The sequence below is a fragment of the Roseateles toxinivorans genome (assembly GCF_004362525.1).
GTDB classification, from domain to species: domain Bacteria; phylum Pseudomonadota; class Gammaproteobacteria; order Burkholderiales; family Burkholderiaceae_C; genus Paucibacter; species Paucibacter toxinivorans.
In genome coordinates this window covers 677,676-701,596 of the sequence record NZ_SNXS01000003.1, presented here as the reverse complement: position 1 = coordinate 701,596, position 23,921 = coordinate 677,676, and the positions used below count along the sequence as shown (strand labels likewise).

The following is a 23,921-nucleotide window of genomic DNA, read 5'->3' as shown; positions in this document are numbered from 1 at the left end:
TCATGGCAGTAGGCACCGTAGGCGACACCAGCACCGACTTCAGCAGCACGCCCAAGCTGACCAAGAATCAGGCGGACACGCAGGACCGATTCCTGAAGCTGCTGGTCACGCAGATGCAGAACCAGGATCCGATGAACCCGATGGACAACGCCCAGGTGACCAGCCAGATGGCGCAGATCCAGACGGTCAGCGGCATCGAAACGCTGAATGGCTCGGTCCAGTCGCTGACCAGCCAGTTCGCCAATATGCAGGCACTGCAGAGCGTGGCCATGGTCGGCCACAACGTCTTGATCCCGGGCGACCGCCTGGCCATCAACGAGGGCAAGGGTGTGGGCGCCTACGAGCTTGATGCCACCGCGCGCGCCGTCAAGCTGGAGGTGCTGAACGCCGCCGGCGTGGTGCTCGACACCCAGCAGCTCGGCGACCAGACCGCCGGCCGCCACAGCTTCAGCGTCGATGCCAGCAAGTACGCCGACCAGAGCGGCCTGAAGTTCCGCATCACCGCCACCACCAGCACCGGCACCGTGGGCAGCACCACCCTGGCCCAGGACAAGGTGATGGCCATCAGCACCTCGGACAACAAGCTGCAGCTCGAACTGCAAAACGCGGGCCTCGTCTACTACTCGAGCGTCAAGTCTTTCAACTGAACCGGCAGCGTCTAGCACGGCCCCACTGAACAAGGAATCATCATGAGCTTCCAGCAAGGTCTTTCAGGCTTGAACTCCACCAGCCGCAACCTCGAGGTCATCGGCAACAACATCGCCAATGCCAACACCTATGGCGCCAAGTCCTCGCGGGCCGAGTTCGCCGATGTGTTCGCCACCGCGCTAAACGGCGCCGGCGGCAGCAATATCGGCATCGGCGTGAGCCTGTCGACGGTGGCTCAGCAGTTCACCCAGGGCAATATTACGGTGACCGAAAACCCGATGGACCTGTCGATGAACGGCGCCGGCTTCTTCCAGGTCAGCGACGGCAAGAACCCGACCATGTACACCCGCAACGGTCAGTTCAAGCTGGACCGCACCGGCTTCATCGTCAACAACCAGGGCCTGAAGCTGATGGGCTATCCGGCCGACGGCACCGGCGTGATCCAGCCCGGCACCGCCAGCCCCTTGCAACTGCCCACGGCCGGCATCAAGCCGGCGGTGACCAGCAAGATGGATGTCGAGCTGAACCTGGACTCGCGTGCCAAGAGCACGGTGCCGGCCGCAGGCGCGCCCATCGTCTTCAACGACCCTGCCACCTACAACAATGCCACCTCGCTGACGGTGTTCGACGAAAAGGGTCAGGACGTGGCCCTGACCTACTACTTCCAGAAGGGTGCCACCGACCCGACCACCAACGAGACGACCTGGAACATCTTCCTGACCGCCAGCGGCGTGCCCTTCCCCAACGACGGCGCTGTCCCCCCGCTGCCCACCGCCCCGACGGTGACGATGGTGTTCCCGGCCAACGGCAGCGCACCGACCTCGATCAACGGCATCACGCCGGCTGCGGCGGTTGCGGTTGACGTGCCCGCCTCCACCAATGCCCAGGGCGCACCGACACTGGCGATTCCGGGCGTGATGCTGGACCTCAGCACCGCCACCCAGTACGGCGCCGCCTTCGGCGTGACCAATGTGTTCCAGGACGGCTATGCGCCGGGCCAGTTGTCGGGCATCTCGGTGGCCAACAACGGCGTCGTCACCGCACGCTACTCGAACGGCCAGTCCAAGCCGGCCGGCCAGATCGAGGTCGCCAACTTCCGCAACCCGCAGGGCCTGATGCAGACCGGTGGCAACACCTGGAACCGATCCTTCGCCTCGGGTGAGCCCATCGTCGGCGTGCCCGGCGACGGCAACCTGGGCAAGCTGCAGTCCGGCGCGCTGGAGGAATCGAACGTGGATCTGACCGCCGAGCTGGTGAATATGGTGACGGCGCAACGCTCCTACCAGGCCAATGCGCAAACCATCAAGACGATGGACCAGGTGCTGCAGACGTTGGTCAATCTGCGCTGACCCTTTTGTTCACTGACACCTCCGGAGCCACGCCATGGACCGCATGATCTACCTGTCGATGGCGGGCGCCAAGGCCAGCCTGCACCGCCAGGACGTGTTGGCCAACAACCTGGCCAATGTGTCCACCGGTGGCTTCCGCGCCGAGATGGCGGCGTTTCGCGCCGTGCCGGTGCGTGGCGACGGCGCCAGCACCCGCGTCTATGCGCTGGAGACGACCACCGGCTACAACGGCGACCCCGGCGTGGTGCACACCACCGGCAACAACCTCGACGTGGCGATGAAGGGCAATGCCTGGCTGGCCGTGCAGGGGCTGGATGGCACCGAGGCCTATACCCGGGCCGGCGCGCTGGATGTCAACCCTGAGGGCCTGCTGACCACCAAGGCCGGTCTGACCGTGCTCGGTGACGGCGGGCCGATCACCGTGCCCGAGAACAGCGAGGTGGCGATCGGCAGCGACGGCACCATCAGCGCCAAGACCGGCAATGGCCGCACGACCACGATAGGCCGGCTGAAGCTGGTCACGCCCGAGGCCGCGCTGACCCGGGGCACCGACGGCCTGTTCCGCGCCGCCGATGGCGATCTGCCGGCCGACGCCAACGCGCGTCTGCAGGACGGCGCGCTGGAAGGCTCCAACGTCAGCCCGGTCGAGACCATGGTCGCGATGATTTCCGCCGCACGGCAGTTCGAGCACCAGATGAAGCTCTTGCAGACCGCACAGGGCAATGAGCAGGCCGCGGCCAAGCTGCTCTCCAATTGATTGGGGTCAGACCTTGACGTACCCGGCAAGCTCTGACCTCAACTGACTAAAGGAACCACCATGATCCGCTCCCTATGGATTGCCAAGACCGGCATGGAGGCCCAGCAGACCCAGCTGGACACCATCTCGAACAACCTCGCGAATGTGGGCACCAATGGCTACAAGCGCGCCCATGTGGTGTTCGAGGACCTGATGTACCAGAACCTGCGCCAGGCCGGTGCCAACAACACCGAGCAGACGCAGGTGCCCACCGGCCTGCAGGTCGGCCTGGGCGTGCGGCCGGTGGCGACCTCGCGCAACTTCAGCCAGGGCAGCCTGCAGCAGACCACCAACACGCTGGATGTGGCGATCAAGGGCCATGGCTTCTTCCAGATCACCCTGCCCGACGGCACCACCGGCTACTCCCGCGATGGCGCCTTCCAGGTGGACCAGAACGGCCAGATGGTCACCAATAACGGTCTGGTGCTGCAACCCGGCATCACGATCCCGCCCACCGCGCAGAGCGTGACCATAGGCCAGGACGGCACGGTCAGCATCACCCTGCAGGGCCAGACGGCCCCGCAGACGGTGGGCCAAATCCAGCTCGCCAACTTCGTCAATCCGGCCGGCCTGGAGCCGCGTGGCCAGAATCTCTACGGCGAGACCGTCGCCTCGGGCACTCCAACCGCCGGTGCGGCCGGCACCAATGGCCTGGGTGTGCTGAGCCAGGGCTATGTGGAAACCTCCAACGTCAATGTGGTGGAGGAACTGGTGTCCATGATCCAGACCCAGCGCGCCTACGAGCTGAACTCCAAGGCCATCCAGACCTCCGACCAGATGCTGCAAAAGCTCGGCCAGCTTTGATTGGGCACGCCATCATGAAGTACACCGCTGTTTACCTGGCCCTCGCCTCGCTGACCCTGGGCGCCTGCACCACGCCGCTGCCACCACCCAAGGTGGATGTGCAGGGCCCGCTGCATGTGATGCCCGACGCCACGCCGCTGCCCATCGCACGCAACGGAGCGATCTACCAGCAGGCCAGCTACCGGCCGATCTTCGAGGATCACCGCGCCCGCATCGCCGGCGACACCTTGACGGTGAATATCGTCGAGAAGGTCAGCGCCAGCCAGAAGTCCAACAGCACCATCAACAAGACCGGCGGCATCAACGCCGGCATCACCGCCCTGCCCGGCATCGCGCCCAACTCCTTTGGCCGCGCCGCGGCCACCGGCAGCTCGGCCAATACCTTCGCCGGCAAGGGCGAAACCGAGAACACCAATGACTTCGCCGGCACCATCACCGCCATCGTCACCGGCGTGCTGCCCAACGGCCACCTGATGATTGCCGGCGAGAAGCAGATCGGCGTCAATCACAACGTCGATGTGCTGCGCTTCTCGGGCCAGGTGGACCCGCGTGCCATCCAGACCGGCAATACCGTCGCCTCGGCCAATATCGCCAATGTGCGCATCGAGCACCGCGGGCGCGGCCAGCAGGCCGAAGCGCAGGGAATAGGCTGGCTGTCACGGTTCTTTTTGAACGTTCTACCCATTTAAGTTTGCCCAGAATCGGTTGCTAGGAGTACCGGCAACCATCATGCAAACCCCCACCGACAAGCTGCTGCGATTTTCCATAGCGGTCGCCCTGTTCGCCGCCAGCGCCGCCCTTTGGTGGCCCGCCCAGGCCGCGCGCCTGAAGGAAGTGGCGAATGTGCAGGGTGTGCGCAGCAATCCGCTGACCGGCTATGGCCTGGTCGTGGGCCTTGACGGCACCGGCGACCAGACCACCCAGGCCCCGTTCACCGGCCAGAGCGTCAACGCGATGCTGCAGCAGTTTGGCATCACCCTGCCGCCAGGTGCCAGCATGCAGCTGAAGAACGTGGCCGCGGTGATGGTCACCGCCCAGCTGCCGCCGTTCGCCCAGCCGGGCCAGCCGCTGGACATCAATGTCTCCTCGCTGGGCAATGCCAAGAGCCTGCGCGGCGGCACGCTGATCACCACGCCGCTGCGGGGTGCCGACGGCCAGGTCTATGCGCTGGCCCAGGGCAACCTGATCGTTGGCGGCGCCGGCGCCTCGGCCGGTGGCTCCAAGGTGCAGATCAACCATCTGAGCGCGGGCCGCATACCGGCCGGCGCCACCGTCGAGCGCGCCGTGCCCACGCCGCTGCAGGACGGCGAGTTCATCCAGCTCGACCTGAACTCGGCCGACTACAACACCGCCCGCGACGTCGCCGGCGCAATCAACCGCGCCAAGGGCGCCGGCATTGCCCAGGCCCAGGACGGCCGCGTCGTGCGCGTCAAGGTGCCCAAGGACCCCGGCGAGCGCGTCGCCTTCCTGGCCGATCTGGAAAATCTCTCGCTGGACCTGGCCTCCCCTGCCGCCCGCATCGTCATCAACGCCCGCACCGGCTCGGTGGTGATGAACCAGGCGGTGACCCTGGCCGCCTGTGCCGTGGCCCATGGCAATCTGTCGGTGACGATCAGCTCGACGCCGGTGATCAGCCAGCCCGGGCCGCTGTCGCAGGGCCAGACGGTGGTCACCGAAAAGACCGATATCTCGATCAAGCAGGAGCCCGGCGCGCTGATACAGCTGCCGGCCGGCGCCAAGCTGGCCGATGTGGTGAAGGCGCTCAATGCGATGGGCGCCACGCCACAGGACCTGCTGGCCATTCTTCAGGCGATGAAGGTGGCCGGCGCTCTCAACGCCGAGTTGGAGGTGATCTGACATGGCCGGTTCGCCCTTCATCAGCGCTACCAGCACCGTCGGCATGGCCAACCAGGGCCTGGCCAGCGATGGTCGCTCGATCAACGGCCTGCGCGCCGCCGCCGCCCGCGACCCCAAGGCGGCGATCAAGGAGACGGCCAAGCAATTCGAGACCCTGTTCATGCAGGAGGTGATGAAGAGCATGCGGGCCTCGACAATGAGCACCGGCATGCTGGACAACTCGGCCACCCAGCTGGGCACCGAGATGCTGGACACGCAGTACTCGTCCAAGCTCAGCGGCATGCGCGGCGGTCTGGCCGACGCCATCGCCAAGCACCTGGAACGTCAGCTGGGCCAGATGGATGGCGGCAGCAAGCCGCCCACGGCCAAGGCGGCCAGTGCAGCACTGCCGGCCCTGGCGCAAAAGAACGTACCGACCAAGGTGTCGCAATTCATCCAGCAGCATGACAGCGCGGCCAAGGCAGTGGCGGCACAGACCGGCATTCCGGCCAGCTTCATGATTGCCCAGGCGGCCCACGAGTCGGGCTGGGGCAAGCGCGAGATCACCCACAAGGACGGCACCAGCGCCAACAATCTGTTCGGCATCAAGGCCGGGGCCAACTGGAAGGGCCCTGTCGCCGAGGTGCAGACCACCGAGTACATCGACGGCAAGCCGCAGAAGGTGATGGCCAAGTTCCGCGCCTATGCGAGCACCGAAGAGGGCTTCCGCGACTACGCCAATCTGCTCACAGGCAATGAGCGCTACAAGAATGTGGTGGCCAATGCGGCCACCCCCGAGAGCTTTGCGCGTGGCCTGCAAAAGGCCGGCTACGCCACCGACCCCGCCTACGCGGACAAGCTCACCAAGGTCATCAACACCACCTTGCGCCTGCAGCGCCAGATGGTGGCCTGATGGCGCACTGAACAAGGCACGCCATGGGCACCTCCGCACTGATCTCGCTGGGCACGCGCGCGATGTTCGCCAACTACGCGGCCCTGCAGACCGTCGGCCAGAACATCGCCAATGCCAACACGGCGGGCTATTCGCGCCAGAGCGTGGAGCTGTCCAACTCGACCGGCCAGTACACCGGTGCCGGCTTCTTCGGCAAGGGTGTGGATGTGACCACGGTGACGCGCTCGCACGACGCCTTCCTGACCCGCGAGGCCGCCACCGCCCGCGCGGTCTCCTCGATGGACGCGGCGCGCAGCAGCAAGCTCAGCCAGCTGGAGAAGGTATTCGGCACCGGCGCCGAGGGTCTGGGCCATGCCGCCAGCCAGCTGCTGAACTCGATGGTGGACGTCAGCACCCATCCGGCCGACCCGTCGGCACGCCAGTCCGCTTTGGCGCGAGCCCAGGAGGCGGCGGCTCGCTTCAACGATGCCGGCAAGCAGCTCGATGCGCTGCAGGATGGCGTGGCCATGGACATGCGCACCACGGTGGCCACGGTGAACCAGATCGCCAAGCAGATCGTCGAGGCCAACAACAAGATCGCCGCCGTGCAGGGTGGCGGCCACACCCCCAATGACCTGCTGGATCAGCGCGACCAGCTGGTCTCCGAGCTGAGCCAGTACGTACAGGTCTCGACCATGATCGCCACCGACGGCACCATGGGTGTCTTCGTCGGCGGCGGCCAGCGCCTGGTGCTGGGCGGCGCCTCGCAAGACCTGGTCGTGCTGCAGAACGAGTACGACCCGGCGCGTGTGCAGCTCGGTATCACCGAGGCCAACGGCACCCGCATGCTGGACGAGAACTCGCTCGGCGGCGGCTCCATCGCCGGCATCCTGCAGTACCAGAACGTCGATCTGCAGACCGCGCGCAATCTGGTCGGTCAGCTGGCTGTGTCCTTCGCCAGCGAAATCAACAAGCAGCAGGCCCTGGGCCTGGACCTGACCAGCGCCGCCGGCTCGCCGGGCGCGCCGCTGTTCAGCGTCGGTGCACCGCTGGCGCTGGCCGCTGCAAGCAATGCACGCGACCCCGGTGGCTCGTTCACCTCGGTGATAGGTCTGAGCATCACCGATGCCAACCAACTCAAGGCCAGCAGCTACGAGCTCGTCGCCGACCCCGCCGGCACGCCGGGCAGCTACCAGCTGACGCGACTGAGCGACGGCAACAAGCAGCTGGTGGTCGACGGCGACACCGTCGATGGCTTCAAGATCAGCTTCGGCGCCGTACCGCCCGGTGCCACCGACCGCTTTCTGCTGCAGCCGGTGACCCGCGCCGCCAATGAGATGCAGCGCATCATGGACAAGCCCAACGGCCTGGCCGCCGCTTCGCCGGTGACCGGCACCACGGGCGCCAACAACAAGGGCACAGGCACCATCGCCGGCGTGTCCGCCGTGCTGCCCAGCACCGACCCCGCCGTCACGCCCGATGTGCGGGTCAACATCACCTTCACCTCGGACACTGGCGACTACAGCTACGACTTCGTCGACCGTGTCAGCGGTGCCGTCGTCAACAGCGGCACCGGTACCTGGGTGCCCGGCCAGCCGATCACGCTCAACGGCTTCCAGCTCAAGCTCAATGGCGTGCCCAAGGGCCCGGTGGGCGGCGGCACGGGCGACACCTTCACCGTCGACAAGACCACCCTGCCCGGCACCAACAATGGCAATGCGCTGGCCTTCCTGGCCTTGCGCGACAAGACCATGGTGGGCAAGCAGCTGCAGCCCGACGGCAGCATCACCGGCGGCGCCACGCTGACCGATGCCTATGCCTCGGCGATGTCGGACATCGGCGTGCGCGTGCAGGGTGCGGCCACCAAGGCCAATATCTCCAGCAGCGTGGCCGCCACCGCCGAGCAGGAGCGCAGCAGCAAGGCCGGCGTCAACCTCGACGAGGAGGCGGCGCGGCTGATGCAGTTTCAACAGAGCTACCAGGCTGCGGCCAAGGTCCTGCAAGTGGCCCAGTCGGTGTTCGACACCCTGCTCGAAGTGGCCGGCAGGTAAACCCGTTCGGAGTCAAGCACCATGCGCGTCAGCACCAACAATTCCTTTGCCTCCGGGGTCAGCAGCCTGCAAGGCCGCCAGAACGAGCTTCAGGAGGCGCAGCAGCGCCTCACCTCGGGCAAGCGCATCCAGCGCGCCAGCGACGATCCCACCGGCGCCGCCCAGGCCGAGCGCGCGCTGGCCAATATCAACCGCATCGACGCCACCCAGCGTTCGCTGGAGTCCAGCCGCAATGCGATGCAGGTCTCCGAGGGCGCGATGGGTGACGCGGTCGAGCTGATGCAGCAGATCCGCGAGACCCTGGTCTCGGCCGGGAATGGCAGCTACAAGGACACCGACCGCGCCGTACTGGCCAATCGTCTGGTCGGCCTGCGCGAGTCGCTGCTGGCCGTGGCCAACCGGCCCGATGGCACCGGTGGCTATCTGTTCGGCGGCCAGGGTGCGGCCAGCCCCCCGTTCCTGGACACCGCCGGCGGCGTGGCCTACAAGGGTACGGCCGGCGCGATCCGCGGCAGCCAGGATGAGAACATGCCGCTCAGCGTCGACGGCGCCGCCGCCTGGCTGCAGGCCCCCACCGGCAACGGCATCTTCGAGACCCGCAACACCAACAGCACGACCGCCTGGATAGGCCCGGGCACGGTCACCGACCCCAGCCAGCTGGCGCTGACCACGGGCACCGTCTACAGCGTGCAGTTCAGCGGCTCGGGGGCGACCAGCACCTATGCGGTGCTCAAGGACGGAGCCCCCACCGCCGCCGCCGGGCCGTTCAAGCCCGGCCAGTCCATCGAGGTGGACGGCATGGCCTTCAACATCATGGGGGCACCGGCCGACGGCGACAGCTTCGAGATCGTGCCATCCAGCGACTCGCTGTCCATCTTCGCCTCGCTGGACAGCACGATTGCCGACCTGCAATCGCTGGGCCGCTCGATGGGCGAGGTGTCGCAGACCGTCACCACCGGCCTGCGCGACCTGGATGCCTCGCTGGCCCGCATGTTGTCGGTGCGCAGCGAGCTGGGCGAAGCAATGAACGGATTGGACGGCACCGAGTCGCGTTTTGCGTCGCAGAAGTTGTACAGTCAGACCGAGCAATCGAACGCGGAGGATCTGGACATGGTGCAGGGGATCTCGGATTTCCAGAACCAGCAGACCGGCTATGACGCCGCGCTCAAGGCCTATTCCATGGTGCAGCGACTGACGCTGTTCCAGTATCTGAACGGTTGACCGCAACACCCAAATGACCAGCAATCACCCCATCCTGGACCAGGTCGTTCTCGGCTATTCGCCGATGATAGACCGCAACCGCATGGTCATGGCCACGCGCCTGACGGTGTTTCCGATCCGGCCCGATGCGAGCGTCGCCGCCGCGCCGCTGCTGGCCGCGGTGAACGAGGTCTGGCCGGCCGAGGGCGGCCTGGTGTCGCTGAACGTGGTCAGCGAAAGCCTCTTGCACGACCTGATGGAGGCCAAGCCCAGCGCCAATCTGATGATAGAGGTGCCCGCCTTCATCGCCTGCAACCCGGCCCATGCCGAGGCGCTGCTGTCCCTGCGTGTCAACGGCAACACGCTGCTGATCAAGGGGCGGCCGCTGTCCGAGCTGCCGCGCGACGTGCTGCCCTGCTTCAAGTACTCGATCATCGATCTTGAGGACGACCGCCGCCTCGGTGACACCCCGCCGGCCGCGGGCGTGACACGCAGCATCGAGCATGTGCAGTCGAGCGTGCATACCTTGGAAGATATGGAGGCGAGCTTCCGCCGCGGCGCCGTCGCCGTGCTGGGCTGGCCGATGGAACACAGCGCCGTGCCGGCCGGTGGCAAGCGCGAGGTGCAGGCCGATCTGCAGGTCATCATCGAGCTGATGGCACGCGTTGACGCGGCCGAGCCGATCGAGAAGATGGAAGCCACGCTGCGCCGCGACCCTTCGCTGGCCTTCAAGCTGATGCGCTACCTGAACTCGGCCGCGTTTGGTCTGACGGTGGAGGTCAGCTCCTTCCGCCACGCCATCATGCTGCTGGGCTACTCAAGACTGAAGCGCTGGCTGGCCCTGCTGCTGACGACGGCCAGCAAGGACGCCAATATGCGGCCGGTGATGTTTGCGGCCGTGCGCCGCGGCCTGCTGATGGAAGAGCTGGCCGGTGCCAATGCCGAGTCCGAGGTACGCGACGAGATGTTCATCTGCGGCATGTTCTCGTTGCTGGACCGCATGCTGCATCAGCCCTTCGACCAGTTGCTGAAGACCGTGCCGGTGCCCGAGCGCGTCAGCCAGGCGCTGGCCAAGCACAGCGGCCCCTACCATCCCTATATGGAGCTGGCCCGCGCCATCGAGGCCGAGTCGCTGTTCGATTTCCGCGCCGCCGCCGATACCTTGATGCTCAGCGCCGAGGAAATCAACCACGCCGTGCTGCGCGCATTGGGCAAGGCCAAGCAGCTCGATTGACGCGCGGGTGCTGTGCGAAGGCCGGCCACTGACCCCATGGCCGGTGCGTACACTGCCCGGCACGCCAGCTTGCCCTCAACAATGCCCTCACAGCTCTCCCTGCTACCCCAGGACATGACCGCCTTGCGCGGCATCCTGGGCGTGCTCAGCGATCCGGTGCTGCTGCTCGACCGGCGCTTGCAGATCAGCGAGCTCAACCCCGCCGCGCGCCAACTGCTGGGCGTCGAGCCCGGCAGCACGGAAGCTCTGCGCTGCAGCAATGGCAGTGCCCTGCTGGCCTGGTTGACCAAGGCCAGCACGGCACTGAACACCAAACGCCTGCCACCGCCGGCACCGCAGCTGGCGCTGCCCGATGGCCGCATGGGAACCCTGACCCTGGTGCGGCTGCAGGCCGGGCATCTGGACGATGCGCGCTGGATGCTGCAGGTGCGGGTCGGCGATGCGGCCGGCATCTTGCCCGCCCCGCCAGTCACAGCCACATCAGGCACCATCGCAGCCGCCGAGCCCACCGCCGATTGGCAGGCCGAACATGCCGCCCGCGAGCATGCCGAGCGCTGGCTGCACGAGCTGGAACAGTGGCTGGACCTGAGCCCCATGGGCATGGCCCTGTTTGACGAAACCGGCCTGCTCTTGCGCAGCAATGCCAATTTCGCCGCGCTGTCGCTGGAGCTGCCGGCCACCCTGCACGAGGCGCCGCCCGCGCTGCAGCAGCTGCTGGGCTGGCATGAGGGCCGCCCGCGCGCAGACCTGCAGCCCGGGGCGCGCCAGGTCGAGACCCAGTGCACCCTGCTCGATCCTCAGGGCCGCACGCGCTGGCTGCGTTCGCTGGTGCGCTGCCATGCCACCCAGTCCGGCCATCGCCGCTATATGGCGGTGATCGAGGACCGCAGCCTCGAAGAAGAACGCGACCTCGCCCACCAGCAGATCGATGCGCTGATGGACACCGCCGGGGTCGGTCTGGCCACCTTCCAGCAGGACGCCGGCTGGCTGCGCCCGCGCAGCAGCAAGGCCACCACCAGTGGCGCCGCACCGCACAGCCTGGCCAGCCTGCAAGGCGTGGGCCGCGACATCGTCGAGCCCGGCTCACTGCCCGAATTCGAGCGCCTGCAGCAGGCGCTGAAGAAGGGCGACAAGGTCGAGGTGCGCTACGCGGTGCGCCACCCGGAGCTGGGCCTGCGCTGGCTGCTCACCCGGGTCGAGCCCGGCCGCCTGGCTTCGGGCCAGCGCACCACCTCGGTCGTGACCCTGGACGTGACGGCGCAGCAGCAGGCCCAGGCGCGCAATGCCCAGTTGCTGCATGAGCTGACCACCATCATCGACAGCACCAGCGTCGGCATCGCCTATCTGCGCGGCCACCACCTGGTGCGCTGCAACCAGCGCTTCGAGCAGATGCTGAGCCTGCCCGCGCACATGCCGGCCGGCACCACGGTGACCCAGCTGTTCGCTGCCCAGGCCGAGCTGCTGCCGCAGATCACCACCGCCCTGCTGGCGCTGGATGCCATCACCACCTTCGAGGCCGAGTTCGTGCAACCGGCCACGGCCGAGCGCACGCAACGCTGGCTGTCGCTGTCGCTGCGCCGCGTGCTGGGCGCCAACGCCCCGGGTCACGCCCCCCCCCTGGCCACCGCTCCGCGGCGTCCGCCCCCCGAGGGGGGTGAGGAAACTTCGGGCGGCCGTGCGTTTCCTCAGGACCAGGACGAGGCGATCGCCGTCGTCACCGACATCACCCGGCTGAAGGTGCAGCAGGCCGAGCTGCAGGCCCTTGCCCACGACCGCGAGCTGATGTTCAGCCTGTCGGATGTGGGCATCGCCATCCTGCGCCACGGCCGCATCGAGCGCGCCAACGGCGCCCTGGCCATGCTCAGCGGCTACCGCATCACCGAGCTGATCGGGCTGGAGCATGCCCGCCTGTTCGAGAGCGCGGAAGACTACCGCCATCAGACCCTGGGCCGGGAGGACGGCCTGCGCCGGCAGGGCCGCTGGAGTGGCGAACGCCGCCTCAAGCGCCAGGACGGCAGCAGCTTCTGGGTCCAGGTCAGCAAGCGGCTGATGCATGACGGCGACCCCAGCGGCGGCGTGATCGCCTCCTATGTCAGCGTCGACGAGCGCTGGCGCGCCCAGCAATCGCTGCTGCTGCAGACCGAGCGCACCCGTGCCATCCTGGATTCGGTGCTGGTGGGCATCGTCACCGTGGGCCGCGGCGGCATCGAGTGGATGAACCGCTCGGCGCGGCGCATGTTCGGCGGCGACCTGGCCGAATTCGTCGGCCAGCCCATGAGCTGCGTGGCAACACCCGATCCCGACCACCCGCTGCGCCAGACCCACTATCTGGACGAGCTGACCGAGGGCCAGGCCGAAACCTTCGAGTGCCGGCTGCGCGGTCGCGACGGCCGCGAGTTCTGGGTCGTCGGCAATGCGGTGGTGACTGGCCTGGAGGCCAGTGGCCGCCAGCTGACCTATGCGCTGCTGGACATCGAACGCCGCCGCCAGGCCGAGGCACTGACCCTGCAGGCCCAGGCCTCACTGCAGCGCATCATCGAGACCGCGCCGCTTGCCATCAGCCTGCATGACGCCACCAGCCTGCGTGTCGAGCGGCTGAACCAGGTCGCCGCCGCGCTGGCCGGGCGGCCAGCCGAGCAGGTGCTGGGGCTGACGCCGGAGCAGATGTTCGGGTCGGACAAGGGCCTGGAGATTGCCGAAGACATGCGCGCCGCCCTGCACACCAGCGAGGTCACGCAGCGCGAGTACCGGCTCAGCGTTGACGGCCAGCCTCGCGTCTGGGACGCCCGCTACCTGCCCCTGGTCGATGTCTCCGAGGGCGCGACGCAGAACGGACCGGACCAGTTGCTGCTGGTAGCCAGCGACGTCACCGATCAGCGCGCCGCCGAGGAAGCGAGGCTGCAGGCGGCCATCGCCCAGCGCGAGTTGCTGGTCAAGGAAGTGCACCACCGCATCAAGAACAATCTGCAAGGAGTGGCCGGCCTGCTGCAGCAGATCGCCCAGCGCCGGCCCGAGGTCAGGGCGGTCATCACCGAGGCGGTGGGCCAGGTGCAGGCCATCGCCCAGGTCTATGGTCTGCAGGTCGGTGCGGCCGGACCGCTGCGCCTGCGCAACGTGGTCGAGGCCATCACCGGGTCGGTGCAACGCATGTTCGGGCGCAGCATCGCCTTCAGCGTCGAAGGCCACGAGGTCCATCGATGGGCGCTGCCCGAGGCCGAGTCAATCCCGATCGCGCTGTCGCTGAACGAGCTGCTGACCAACGCCATCAAGCACAGCGACGGTCCGGAATCAGGCCAGGGCCAGGTCTCCTGCCGTCTGGTCTGCGGCGAGGGCCAGGTGCTGGTGCAGATCAGCAACAGCGGTCACCTGCCCGAGGGGTTTTCCCTGGCCAAGGTGCATGGCGGCGTGTCGGGCCTGGGCCTGGTGCGCGCCCTACTGCCCCGCCGCAGCGCCAAGTTCACCATGGTCCAGCAGGGCGACGAGGTCCTGTGCAGCGTGGAACTGAAGCCACCCGGCGTCACTCTATTGGAACCACTGTGAGCCAGACAGCCTGTTTGAGAGACAATCAGCCTTGGCTGATGGTTCAGAACCGGACCCAGGCCTGCAGCGCCGGAGAACAAGGCACGTGAGCAACAAAGGGAAGATCCTCGTCGTTGATGATGACAGGCTGGTGCTGGCCACGCTGACCCATGGTCTGGCGCAGGCCGGCTATGAGGTGATAGACGCCGACAACGGCGACGACGCCATCCTGCTGGCCCGCGAGCACCGCCCCGAGCTGGCCCTGCTGGATATCCGCATGGAAGGCATGAGCGGCTTCGACGTCGCCGCCTATCTGCGCGAGTATCTGCAGATTCCCTTCATGTTCCTGTCCGCCTTCGCCGACGAAGACACCGTCACCCAGGTCAAGGCCCTGGGCGCGGTGGCCTATCTGGTCAAGCCGCTGGACATCCACCAGATCGTGCCGGCCGTCGAGGCCGCCTTTGCGCAGACGCGCGAGCGCCAGCCGCGCGCCGCCGAGGAGCCGGCGGCGATGGCCTCGACGCCGGAGTTGCAGCTGGTGTCGGTCGCCGTCGGCGTGCTGATGCATCGCTACTCGCTGCCACGCGGCGAGGCCCTGGCCCGCTTGCAGCAGATGGCAGAAGGTGGTTCGCTGGAACAGCAGGCGCAGCGTCTGGTCGAGGCGGTGGAACTGCTGGCTTTGCCGGGCGCGGTGCGCTGAAGATCCCGGATTGCATCCGGGCTACGGATGCCAGGTAGCCCGGATGCAATCCGGGGCCAAGCCCCTCAACGCATAGGCAAGGTGAAGTAGAAGCTGGCGCCCTTGCCCACTTCCGACTCCGCCCAGATGTCGCCGCCATGGCGGCGGATGATGCGCCGCACCGAGGCCAGGCCGACGCCGGTGCCCTGGAAGTCGCTGGCGCTGTGCAGGCGCTGGAAAACGCCGAACAGGCGGTCCGCAAAGCGCATGTCGAAACCGGCGCCGTTGTCGCGCACCAGATAGACCTGGCGGCCCTCATGCTGGCCATGTTCGAAGCTGATGCGCGAGAGCTCGCACTTGGCGCTGTATTTCCAGGCATTGCCGAGCAGATTCTCCAGTGCCACGCGCAGCAGGGTCGGGTCGCCATGAACCTGCATGTCCGGCGCCACCTGCACCTCGACCCTGCGCTCCGGTGCATTGCGCTGCAGGTCGTCGAAGATGTAGCGGGCCAGCTGGCTCAGATTGACCGGCTGGCGTGCCAGGGGCTGGGTCGACAGCTGGGCCAGGGCCAGCAGCGCGTCGATCATGCTGTTCATGCGCGCGGCCGCACCCATCACCCGGTCCAGATGGTCGTTGCCGATGCGGTCCAGCAGCCGGCCATAGTCCTCTTTCAGGATGCGGGTGAAGCCCTCAACGACCCGTATCGGCGCGCGCAGATCGTGGGACACGGTGTAGCTGAAGGATTCGTGATCGCTGAGCGTCTGCGGCTGCTGCTCACCCGTGGGCGCCCCGGCCACGACCGTCTGTGGCCACAGCGAGACCAGCAGCTGCCGGCCCTCGCTGTCCTGCGACAGCGTTGTGCGGCACAACACCCAGGCGCCGCAGGGCGCCGGCTCGCCGTCGGCCACCGCGGCCAGCGCCTCGCGCACCTGCCCCGGCAGCAACTCGCGGCACTGCGTCCAGCTCAGGCCAGGCAGTTCATCGGCGCGGCGGCCCAGCAGGATGGCCGCGGCCTGGTTGACATTGAGCAATTCGAGCGCGCCGGTCTTCAGCTCCAGCAGCAGCAGTGCCGGCCCTGGCAGGGCCTGCAGCCACTGGCGCTGATCGGCTGCGACCTGCGCCGCGGCCAGACCGGGCGTCAGCGCATGGGCAGTGCCCTGATAACCGCTGAAACGGCCGCTGGCATCGAAACAGGGCAGGCCGCGCAAGCGCCAGCTGCCCGAAAATTGCGCCGCCGCGCCCTGCTCCACATGGGCCTGCACAACCACATCCTGCAGCGGCACGCGCTCGTCCATGCGCAGCTGCAGCCGACTGACCGGTGCGGTCGAGTCAAGATCTGGCCCCACCAGCACGAAACGCTCCCAGAGGGTCTGCGTAGCGGCCGCGCCGATCCAGCTCGATGCTGGCAAGCCCTGCGGCGCCTGCCAGCGCACCAGATGGTGCTCCGCATCGGTCTGCCACTGCCAGTCCGGCTGCAGCTGCGCCAGGTTCTGCAACTGCACGCGGGCCTCGCGCAGCGGCTCCTGCATGCGCTGGCGCGTCATTCGCACACCCATATGCCAGCCCAGCGCGGCGAACAGCAGCAGGAGCACGCCGCACATCAGGCTCAACGGCAGCACCAGCATCCAGGGCGGCGCAGTCACGGCGACGGTCGCGGCCAGGCCGTCCCGCAGGCCCAGGGCCAGCAGCACTGTCGCCAGCAATGCCAGCAGGAGAACCGCCCCCCACCAGGGGCGGCGGCTACCGCTCTCACGCCGTTCACTCACACGATCCACCATGCGGCGCATTGTAAGGACGTAAATCATGTGACCTGTGCCACACCGCCGGCATCTTTGCACGCGCGCAAGGCCGGCCACCCCCCATCGGCGGTCAAGTTTGATCCCGTTCAGACGATGAGACCCGAACAACGGGAGACTGCCGACACCCTGGGTGCCGCAGAGCAAAGTACAAGAAGACAGGGATGAAACCAATCATTGATGCCTACCGCCTGATGTTTGCCCGTAATCAGCTGCAGCATGGGTCTCTGCGCCCGAGGCCGGCGATGGCTCGGGCGCAGCCTGCGGCCGGTGCCGGGCTGTCCGACGTGCTGCATGGCATGAAGGTGCTATGGGACGGCCTGCCGGGCGCCCTGCTGGTCTTCGATCTGGACCAGGGCGATCTGCTGCATCTGAACCTCGCCGCCGAGCGCCTGCTCGGCGCTGGCGCGCCCGGGACAGCGCTGGATCCGGTGCTCTCGGCCTGGTGGTCACGGCAGCTGTTGCAGGACTGGAGCGAGCAGGGCTCCGCCCCGGAAGAGCTCCGCCTGGACCAGGACCGGGCCGAGCGTTGGCTGCAGTTGCAGCGCCAGGCCCTGTGCCTGGCCGATCCGCCGATGACGCTGGGCCTGGTCAGCCTGGTCGACGTGACGCAGCGCCGCCAGCTGGAGCGCGCGCTGCAGGAGAGCGACACCCGCTTTCGCGAGGTCACCGAGGCGATGCGCGAAAGCCTGTTCGTCACCAATCTGGGCTGGGACACGCTGTACTTCAGCTCGCCACTGCTGCTGGAGATCCTCGGCCTGCAGGTGTCGGAGCTGCGCCAAGGCCCTGCCGTCATCCGCAGCCGCGTGCACCCCGACGACCTCAAGCTCTACGACCAGCGGCTCGCACAGCAAAGCAGCGAGGCCCAGCATAAGCCGGTGGACATCGTCATTCGCATCATGCACCCGGCCAAGGGCCAGCGCTGGATGCGGCTGCGCACCCGCATCCAGCCCCACGGCGCCCCGGGCCAATCGAGGATCTACGGCATGGTCGGTGACGTCACCGAAGCCCACGAGCGGCAGCGCGAACTGCAACGTGCCCGTGACCTGGCCGAGGCGGCCAGCCTGGCCAAGAGCGAGTTCATGGCCAATATGAGCCACGAGATCCGCACGCCGATGAACGGCATCCTCGGCATGAGCGAGCTCTTGATCGGCACGACGCTGAGCGCCCAGCAGTCGCGCTATGCCAAGGCGGTGCACCGTTCGGGCGAGACGCTGCTGCGCATCATCAATGACATCCTGGACCTGTCGCGGGTCGAGGCCGGCAAACTGGAGCTGGAGCATGCCGATTTCGAGCTCCGTGCCGTGGTCGAAGACACCCTGGAGATGCTGGCCCCACGCGCCTATGAGAAAGGCCTGGAGCTGAACTTCCGCGAGCGCCCGGGCCTGCCCGAGCTGGTGCACGGCGATGCGCTGCGTCTGCGCCAGGTGCTGATCAACCTGATCGCCAACGCGATCAAGTTCACCGACAGCGGTGAGGTGCTGATACAGCTGGACGGCTTCGAGGGCGAATCAGGCCACTGGATGCTGGAGTTCCAGGTCATAGACACCGGCATCGGTATCGCCCCGGACGTGCAGCCCCGGCTGTTCACCGCCTTCACCCAGGCCAATGGCAGCCTGTCGCGCCGCTACGGTGGCACCGGCCTGGGCCTGGCCATCTCCCGTCAGCTGGTCGAGTTGATGGGCGGGCAGATCTCGGTGCACAGCCGCCCCGGCCAGGGCTCGCAGTTCGTCTTCAGCCTGGCCGTGCGCTCGGCGGAGCCGCGAACCGGATTGCCAATCCGGCCGACGATCCGGCTGGGCGCTGCCGGCCACGCCCTGATCGTGCATGCGCACGACAGCAGCGGCCAGATCCTGAAGGGGCAACTGGAGCAATGGGGTTATCAGGTCAGCCTGGGCGCAGACGCCGAAGCCGCTGTGCGCCTGCTGCAGGACAGGGAGCGCAGCTTCGAACTCGCCCTGCTCGATCTGGGTGCCTCGGACAGCCTGGACTTGATGCAGACCGTCCGCACGCAAGGCCTGCTCGGCACCACCCGCTGGCTGCTGCTGTCGACACAGGCCGACGGCATACTGCAGCACCGAGCACTGGCCGCCGGCTACCACCGGGTGCTGGGCAAGCCGCTGCGCCGGGAGGAGCTGCGCCTGGCCCTGCTGGGTCAGCAGCCGATGGCTGCCGCCATCACCCAGCTGCGGGGAAATCTGAATTTCCGCGTGCTGGTAATCGAGGACAATCCGGTCAATCAGGAAGTCATCAGCCAAATGCTTGCCCAACTCGGTTGCCAGGTGGAACTGAGTTCAGACGCACTGAGCGGTCTGAAGGCCCTGTGTGAGCATGAGTTCGATCTGGTGATGATGGACATACAAATGCCCGGCATGGACGGCATCGAGGCCTTGGGCTGGTTCAGGCGCGGTCCGAGTACGCGCTTTCCCTTCCGCACCCCGCCCCAGACCAAGGTGGCAGCAGTGACCGCCAACGCCCTGGGCGGCGACGAGACGCGGCTGCGCGGTCTGGGTTTTGACGACTATCTGTCCAAGCCCTTTCGCCAGCGGCAGCTGCAAGACCTGTTGGCACGTTGCCTGCTTGCCTCGGGCCTCAGCGCCGATGCCGACGTCGCGGCCGCGGAATCAAGTACCCTGAGTGATGGACTGTTTGCCATGAACGCACCCCATTCCCTGACCGCCAGCGCCATCACCCTGGACGCCCATGCGCTGGACCGCCTGCGCGAGCTCGACCCCAGCGGCAACAACCGCCTGCTGGCCCGGGTGGCCACGGCCTTTCTGGGTTCGCTCGACCGGCTGATGCCCGATTTGCAGGCGGCCCGCACCGAAGTACCCAATTTAGCGGCCATACGTCACGTCGCTCATACATTAAAGTCGTCCTCGGCGAGCATCGGCGCCCTGGATTTGTCCAGGCGCTGTGCTGAAATAGAGCAGCTGGCGCGTGACGGTCAGGTCGAGGGCCTGGAGGCGTTGCTGGACGGCATGCAGTCGGATGTGGCGCGTGTGCGCCTTGCACTGCAGGCCCTTTTGTCGGAAACCCAATGAGTGCACGTGACGATATGGATGAGGAAGGCACAGAACAGCCCCGGGTGCTGCTTGTCGATGACGACGAGGTGAACCTGTTGCTGACGGCGATCGCCCTGCGCGAGCGCGGCTTCCACATCACCGAAGCGTCCAGTGGCGAGCAGGCACTGACCATGATCAGTGAGTGGTCGCCCGACATCATCGTGCTCGACGCCATGATGCCCGAGCCCGACGGCTTCCAGACCTGCATGCGCCTGCGCGACATGCCCGGCTTCGAGTCGATCCCGGTGCTGATGCTGACCGGCCTGGACGACGACACCTCGATCAACCGCGCCTACCAGGTGGGCGCCACCGACTTCTTCGTCAAATCCAACCAATGGAGTCTGCTGGCCGGGCGCCTGCGCTATCTGCTGCGCTCCTCGCGCACCCGCATCGAGCTGGAGCGCAGCAAGGCGCGGCTGGCGCGCGCGCAAGACCTGGCCCGCATGGGCAGCTTCGAATGGCGGCGCGGTGGCACAGCCGGCTTCCAGATGGCGGCCGAAGCGGTGCGCGTGTTCGGCCATGGGCCCGGCGACTCGCTGGACTTCATCGGCGTGATGCGCATGGTCGGCCGCGACGACCGTGCGCTCTTCCTGCGCCTACTGCGCGACGTGATAGCGCACAACTCGGTGCTGGTCACCGACCTGGCCGTGACCCTGCTGGACGGGCGCTCGCGCATCATCCACATCGAGGCCGAGCCCGAGTTCAACGAACAGGGCAACGCCAGCGGCTACACCGGCATCGTCCAGGACGTGACCGACCGCCGCATGGCCGAGGACAAGATCCGCCAGCTGGCCAATTTCGACGCACTGACCGGGCTGCCGAACCGCCGCCAGCTGATCTGGCGCACCGAGCGGGCGATCGAGCAGGCTCGCCGCATGGGCCATGAGGTCGGCCTGCTGCTGATCGACCTGGACCGCTTCAAGATCATCAATGACACCTTGGGCCACAGCGCCGGTGACGAGTTGCTGATGGAGGTGGCGCGCCGCCTGCGCGGCTGCGTGCGCCACTCCGACACGGTGATGGAGGGCATGCTGGAGTCGGTCGGTGGCCGTTCGCACCGCACGCTCGAAGCCGTGGGCCGGCTGGGCGGCGACGAATTCGTTGCCCTGCTGCCCGAGGTGATAGACGAGCGCGATGCCGAGCGCGTCGCCCAGCGCGTGCTTGAAGCGCTGCGCGAGCCTATCTTCATCGCCGGCCAGGAGTGTTTCGTCACCGCCAGCGTCGGTATCGCCATCTATCCGCGCGATGGCATCACGATGGCCGATCTGCTGCGCAACTCCGACGTGGCGATGTATGCCGTCAAGTCGCAGGGCCGCAACGCCTCGGTGCTGTACAGCCCGCAGCTGGCCGGCCGCGGCCGCGAGAAGCTGGAGCTGGAAAGCGCGCTGCACAAGGCGATCGAGCGCAACGAGCTGGTGCTGCACTATCAACCGAAGATCGACGTGCGCGCCGCCCGCATGGTCGGCGTCGAGGCGCTGATGCGCTGGCAGCGCGGGCCCACGCTGGTGCCGCCGGGTGACTTCATTCCGCTGGCCGAGGAGACCGGCCTGATCGTGCCGCTGTCCGAATGGGCGCTGCGCGAGGCCGCCCGCCAGGCCAAGATCTGGCAGATCAACTTCGGCTTCAGCGATTCGATCGCGGTGAATCTGCCCAACCGGCTTTTCGAGCGCTCGGATCTGGTCGAACACATCCACCAGTGCGTCAGCACCTATGGCGTGCCGCACCGCGCGATCCAGCTGGAGATCACCGAGACGGGCCTGATGAAGGACCTGCAGAACGTGATCCCCTCGCTGCACCGCCTGAACGAGGTCGGCGTCGAGATCTCGATCGACGACTTCGGCACCGGCTACTCCTCTCTGGCCTATCTGACCACCCTGCCGATCTCCGAGGTGAAGATCGACCGCAGTTTTGTGCGCGATCTGGGCATCACGCCGCAGAGTTCGGCCGTCGTCACCGCCATCATCGCCCTGGCCCGGTCGCTGGGCCTGCGCGTGATTGCCGAGGGTGTCGAGACACTGCGCCAGATGGAGGTGCTGCACCGTCTGGGTTGCTCGGTGATGCAGGGCTTTCTGTTCAGCAAGCCCTTGCCGCCAGATGATCTGGAACTGTGGATCAGCCAGACCATTCTGCCGCGCAAGGCGCCCTGGATTGCCCAGGCCAATGCCGAGGGCATTCTGGACCTGACCGTGCGCGCCACCCCGATCAGCGGCTCGCGCTGACCCTCAATGGACGAGCGCAGTACCCATCCAGCACAGTTGGCCAAGGGCGCGCTGCGCCGTCTGGCACTGGACAAGCTCGAACCCACCCCCGAAAACTATGCCCGCGCCTATGCCGAGGAGCAGGGCGATGGGGCCAGCCCCTCGGCCCTGCCGGCCCGTGCACAGCCCTTGCTGGACAAGCTGGTCAACCTCAGCCTGAACGACGCCAAGGCGCGAGAGGATCTGTCCAGGGCGCTGCGCGACGGTCAGTGGGACCGCGCCCAGCAACACCTGGAACGTGCGCTGGAGCTGGACGGCCCCGGCCCGCAGGCCAAGGCCCTGGCCGAGCTGATCGAGCGCCTGGTGCGCGGCGTGCAGCGCGGCGGCCGGCAGTGGACGACGGCGCGCAAGAAAGACAGCCTGCAGCGAGTGCTCGACGGCAGCAGCAGCGACATGCAGCGCATGCTGCAACGCATCAAGCAGCTGGTGAACAGCTGGGACGATGACTCGACCGACACCAAGGTCGGCATCGAGGATGATCTGGATGCACTGCTGGGCCCGCAGGACGATGAGCCGCGGGTCAGCCGTTTTGCCATCGATGCCGCAGATGACCTCGTGCAGCAGGACAGCCTCGCCAGCGCCCCCGCTCAGCAGTGGCCCGAGGTCAGTGCCAGCCTGCAGGGCACGGTGCAGGTGGCCCTGCCTGCCGACGACGCGCGTGCCGCCGAGCTGTCACGCGAACTCGACCAGATGCACAAGCGCCTGCTGCAGGACGGGGCCACACCGGAGCGCGCCGAGGAGGTGCAGCAGCTGTGCGCCCGCGCGCGCCTGCTGCTGGAGCACCGCCACCATCTGTTCGGCGCCCTGGGCAGCCTGTGCCACGAGTTGACAGCCAGCCTGGCCGACCTGGCCGAGGACGACAGCTGGGCCCAGGGCCAGGCCGCCGCGATGCGCAACACGCTGGAGCAGGGCTTGAACGCACGTGGCGTCCGCTCGGTGTCCGAACTGCTGGCCGGCACACGGGCGCGCCAGCAATCGCTCCGGGATGACCGCAACAAGTCACGCAATGCGCTGAAGGGCCTGATACAGCGCATGCTCAGCGAGCTGGGTGAGCTCGGTCAGCACACCGATCGTTTCAGTCTCAGCGTCGGCCGCTATGCCGAGGTGATCGAGAAGGCCGACACGCTGGAGAGCCTGACCGGCGCCGTGCGCGAGATGGTCGAGGAGAGCCGCAGCGTGCAGGGCCTGGTGCAGCAGACCCAGGAGCGCCTGCACACCGAGCACTCACGCGCGACCGAGCTGTCCGAACGGGTCAACCAGCTGGAGGGCGAGCTGCGCCGGCTCTCCGACGAGGTCTCGACCGACCAGCTGACGCAGGTCGCCAACCGCCGCGGCCTGGTCGCCGCCTTCGAGGTCGAGCAGGCCAAGCTGGAACGCGAAGGCGCGCCGCTGGCACTGGGCCTGCTTGATGTGGACGACTTCAAGAAACTCAATGACACGCTGGGCCATACCGCGGGCGATGTGGCGCTGAAGGCGCTGGCCGAGAAGGTGCTGCAATCGCTGCGCCCCGGCGATATGGTGGCCCGCTACGGCGGCGAGGAGTTCGTCGTCATGCTGCCCAACACGCCGCTGACGGAGGCCCAGCAGGTGCTGACAAGGCTGCAGCGCTCGCTGACCGCGGGCCTGTTCATGCACGAGGGCAAGTCGGTGTTCGTCACCTTCTCGGCCGGCGTCACGCTGTACCGGCCCGGTGAGCGGCTGGACGAGGCGCTGGACCGCTCCGACATGGCCTTGTACGAGGCCAAGCGGACGGGGAAGAACAGAACCTGCCTGGCGTAGCCCGGATGGAATCCG

At 67.3% G+C, this 23,921-nt stretch carries 16 protein-coding genes; 15 read left to right on the top strand and 1 reads right to left on the bottom strand.

What is annotated here, in order from left to right:
- The first annotated feature begins 2 nt into the window (after positions 1-2).
- From DES47_RS14510 to DES47_RS14455, 12 genes are all read left to right on the top strand, one after another.
- Positions 3-647 carry a flagellar hook assembly protein FlgD gene (locus DES47_RS14510; protein WP_133701414.1) on the top strand — a complete coding sequence of 215 codons (645 nt, stop codon included), beginning with the start codon at positions 3-5 and terminating at the stop codon, positions 645-647.
- A 42-nt stretch (positions 648-689) separates the two neighbouring features.
- Positions 690-1,997, top strand: a complete 1,308-nt coding sequence (gene flgE, locus DES47_RS14505) for a flagellar hook protein FlgE (protein ID WP_133701413.1) — start codon at positions 690-692, stop codon at positions 1,995-1,997.
- 34 nt (positions 1,998-2,031) lie between these two features.
- Positions 2,032-2,754: a flagellar basal-body rod protein FlgF gene (gene flgF / locus DES47_RS14500; protein ID WP_133701412.1), complete on the top strand. Its 723-nt coding sequence runs from the start codon at positions 2,032-2,034 to the stop codon at positions 2,752-2,754.
- 60 nt (positions 2,755-2,814) lie between these two features.
- Positions 2,815-3,597 (top strand): flagellar basal-body rod protein FlgG, encoded by a 783-nt coding sequence (flgG, locus tag DES47_RS14495; RefSeq protein ID WP_133701411.1) that lies wholly within the window; start codon positions 2,815-2,817, stop codon positions 3,595-3,597.
- Positions 3,598-3,611: 14 nt separating this feature from the next.
- Positions 3,612-4,286: a flagellar basal body L-ring protein FlgH gene (locus DES47_RS14490; protein ID WP_133701410.1), complete on the top strand. Its 675-nt coding sequence runs from the start codon at positions 3,612-3,614 to the stop codon at positions 4,284-4,286.
- Between the two features lie 40 nt (positions 4,287-4,326).
- Positions 4,327-5,454, top strand: coding sequence for a flagellar basal body P-ring protein FlgI (locus tag DES47_RS14485; protein ID WP_133701409.1), 1,128 nt, complete (start codon positions 4,327-4,329; stop codon positions 5,452-5,454).
- A 1-nt stretch (position 5,455) separates the two neighbouring features.
- Complete coding sequence (gene flgJ, locus DES47_RS14480) at positions 5,456-6,346, top strand: flagellar assembly peptidoglycan hydrolase FlgJ (RefSeq protein WP_243748303.1); 891 nt, start codon at positions 5,456-5,458, stop codon at positions 6,344-6,346.
- A gap of 23 nt (positions 6,347-6,369) precedes the next feature.
- Positions 6,370-8,376 carry a flagellar hook-associated protein FlgK gene (gene flgK, locus DES47_RS14475; protein ID WP_133701408.1) on the top strand — a complete coding sequence of 669 codons (2,007 nt, stop codon included), beginning with the start codon at positions 6,370-6,372 and terminating at the stop codon, positions 8,374-8,376.
- 21 nt (positions 8,377-8,397) lie between these two features.
- Entirely contained in the window at positions 8,398-9,597 is a 1,200-nt protein-coding gene (gene flgL, locus DES47_RS14470) for a flagellar hook-associated protein FlgL (protein ID WP_133701407.1), read from the top strand.
- Between the two features lie 13 nt (positions 9,598-9,610).
- Positions 9,611-10,810 (top strand): EAL and HDOD domain-containing protein, encoded by a 1,200-nt coding sequence (locus DES47_RS14465; protein WP_133701406.1) that lies wholly within the window; start codon positions 9,611-9,613, stop codon positions 10,808-10,810.
- A gap of 114 nt (positions 10,811-10,924) precedes the next feature.
- Positions 10,925-14,350 carry a PAS domain S-box protein gene (locus DES47_RS14460; RefSeq protein WP_166652003.1) on the top strand — a complete coding sequence of 1,142 codons (3,426 nt, stop codon included), beginning with the start codon at positions 10,925-10,927 and terminating at the stop codon, positions 14,348-14,350.
- Between the two features lie 85 nt (positions 14,351-14,435).
- Positions 14,436-15,029 (top strand): ANTAR domain-containing response regulator, encoded by a 594-nt coding sequence (locus tag DES47_RS14455; RefSeq protein WP_166652002.1) that lies wholly within the window; start codon positions 14,436-14,438, stop codon positions 15,027-15,029.
- A gap of 65 nt (positions 15,030-15,094) precedes the next feature.
- On the opposite strand, the gene DES47_RS14450 is transcribed toward DES47_RS14455, so the two are convergent.
- Positions 15,095-16,774 (bottom strand): sensor histidine kinase, encoded by a 1,680-nt coding sequence (locus DES47_RS14450; protein WP_133701404.1) that lies wholly within the window; start codon positions 16,772-16,774, stop codon positions 15,095-15,097.
- A gap of 194 nt (positions 16,775-16,968) precedes the next feature.
- Between DES47_RS14450 and DES47_RS14445 the strand changes: the two genes are divergently transcribed.
- Genes DES47_RS14445 through DES47_RS14435 form a run of 3 tightly spaced genes read left to right on the top strand, consistent with a single transcriptional unit; the run spans position 16,969 to position 23,906 of the window.
- Positions 16,969-19,848 carry a PAS domain-containing hybrid sensor histidine kinase/response regulator gene (locus DES47_RS14445; protein ID WP_133701403.1) on the top strand — a complete coding sequence of 960 codons (2,880 nt, stop codon included), beginning with the start codon at positions 16,969-16,971 and terminating at the stop codon, positions 19,846-19,848.
- The gene (locus tag DES47_RS14440) at positions 19,845-22,088 is read left to right on the top strand and encodes a putative bifunctional diguanylate cyclase/phosphodiesterase (RefSeq protein WP_133701402.1); all 2,244 of its coding nucleotides are present in this window, start codon (positions 19,845-19,847) and stop codon (positions 22,086-22,088) included. Before DES47_RS14445 ends, DES47_RS14440 begins: the two co-directional genes overlap by 4 nt.
- Positions 22,089-22,094: 6 nt before the next feature.
- Positions 22,095-23,906 carry a diguanylate cyclase domain-containing protein gene (locus tag DES47_RS14435; protein ID WP_133701401.1) on the top strand — a complete coding sequence of 604 codons (1,812 nt, stop codon included), beginning with the start codon at positions 22,095-22,097 and terminating at the stop codon, positions 23,904-23,906.
- The last annotated feature ends 15 nt before the right edge of the window (positions 23,907-23,921 follow it).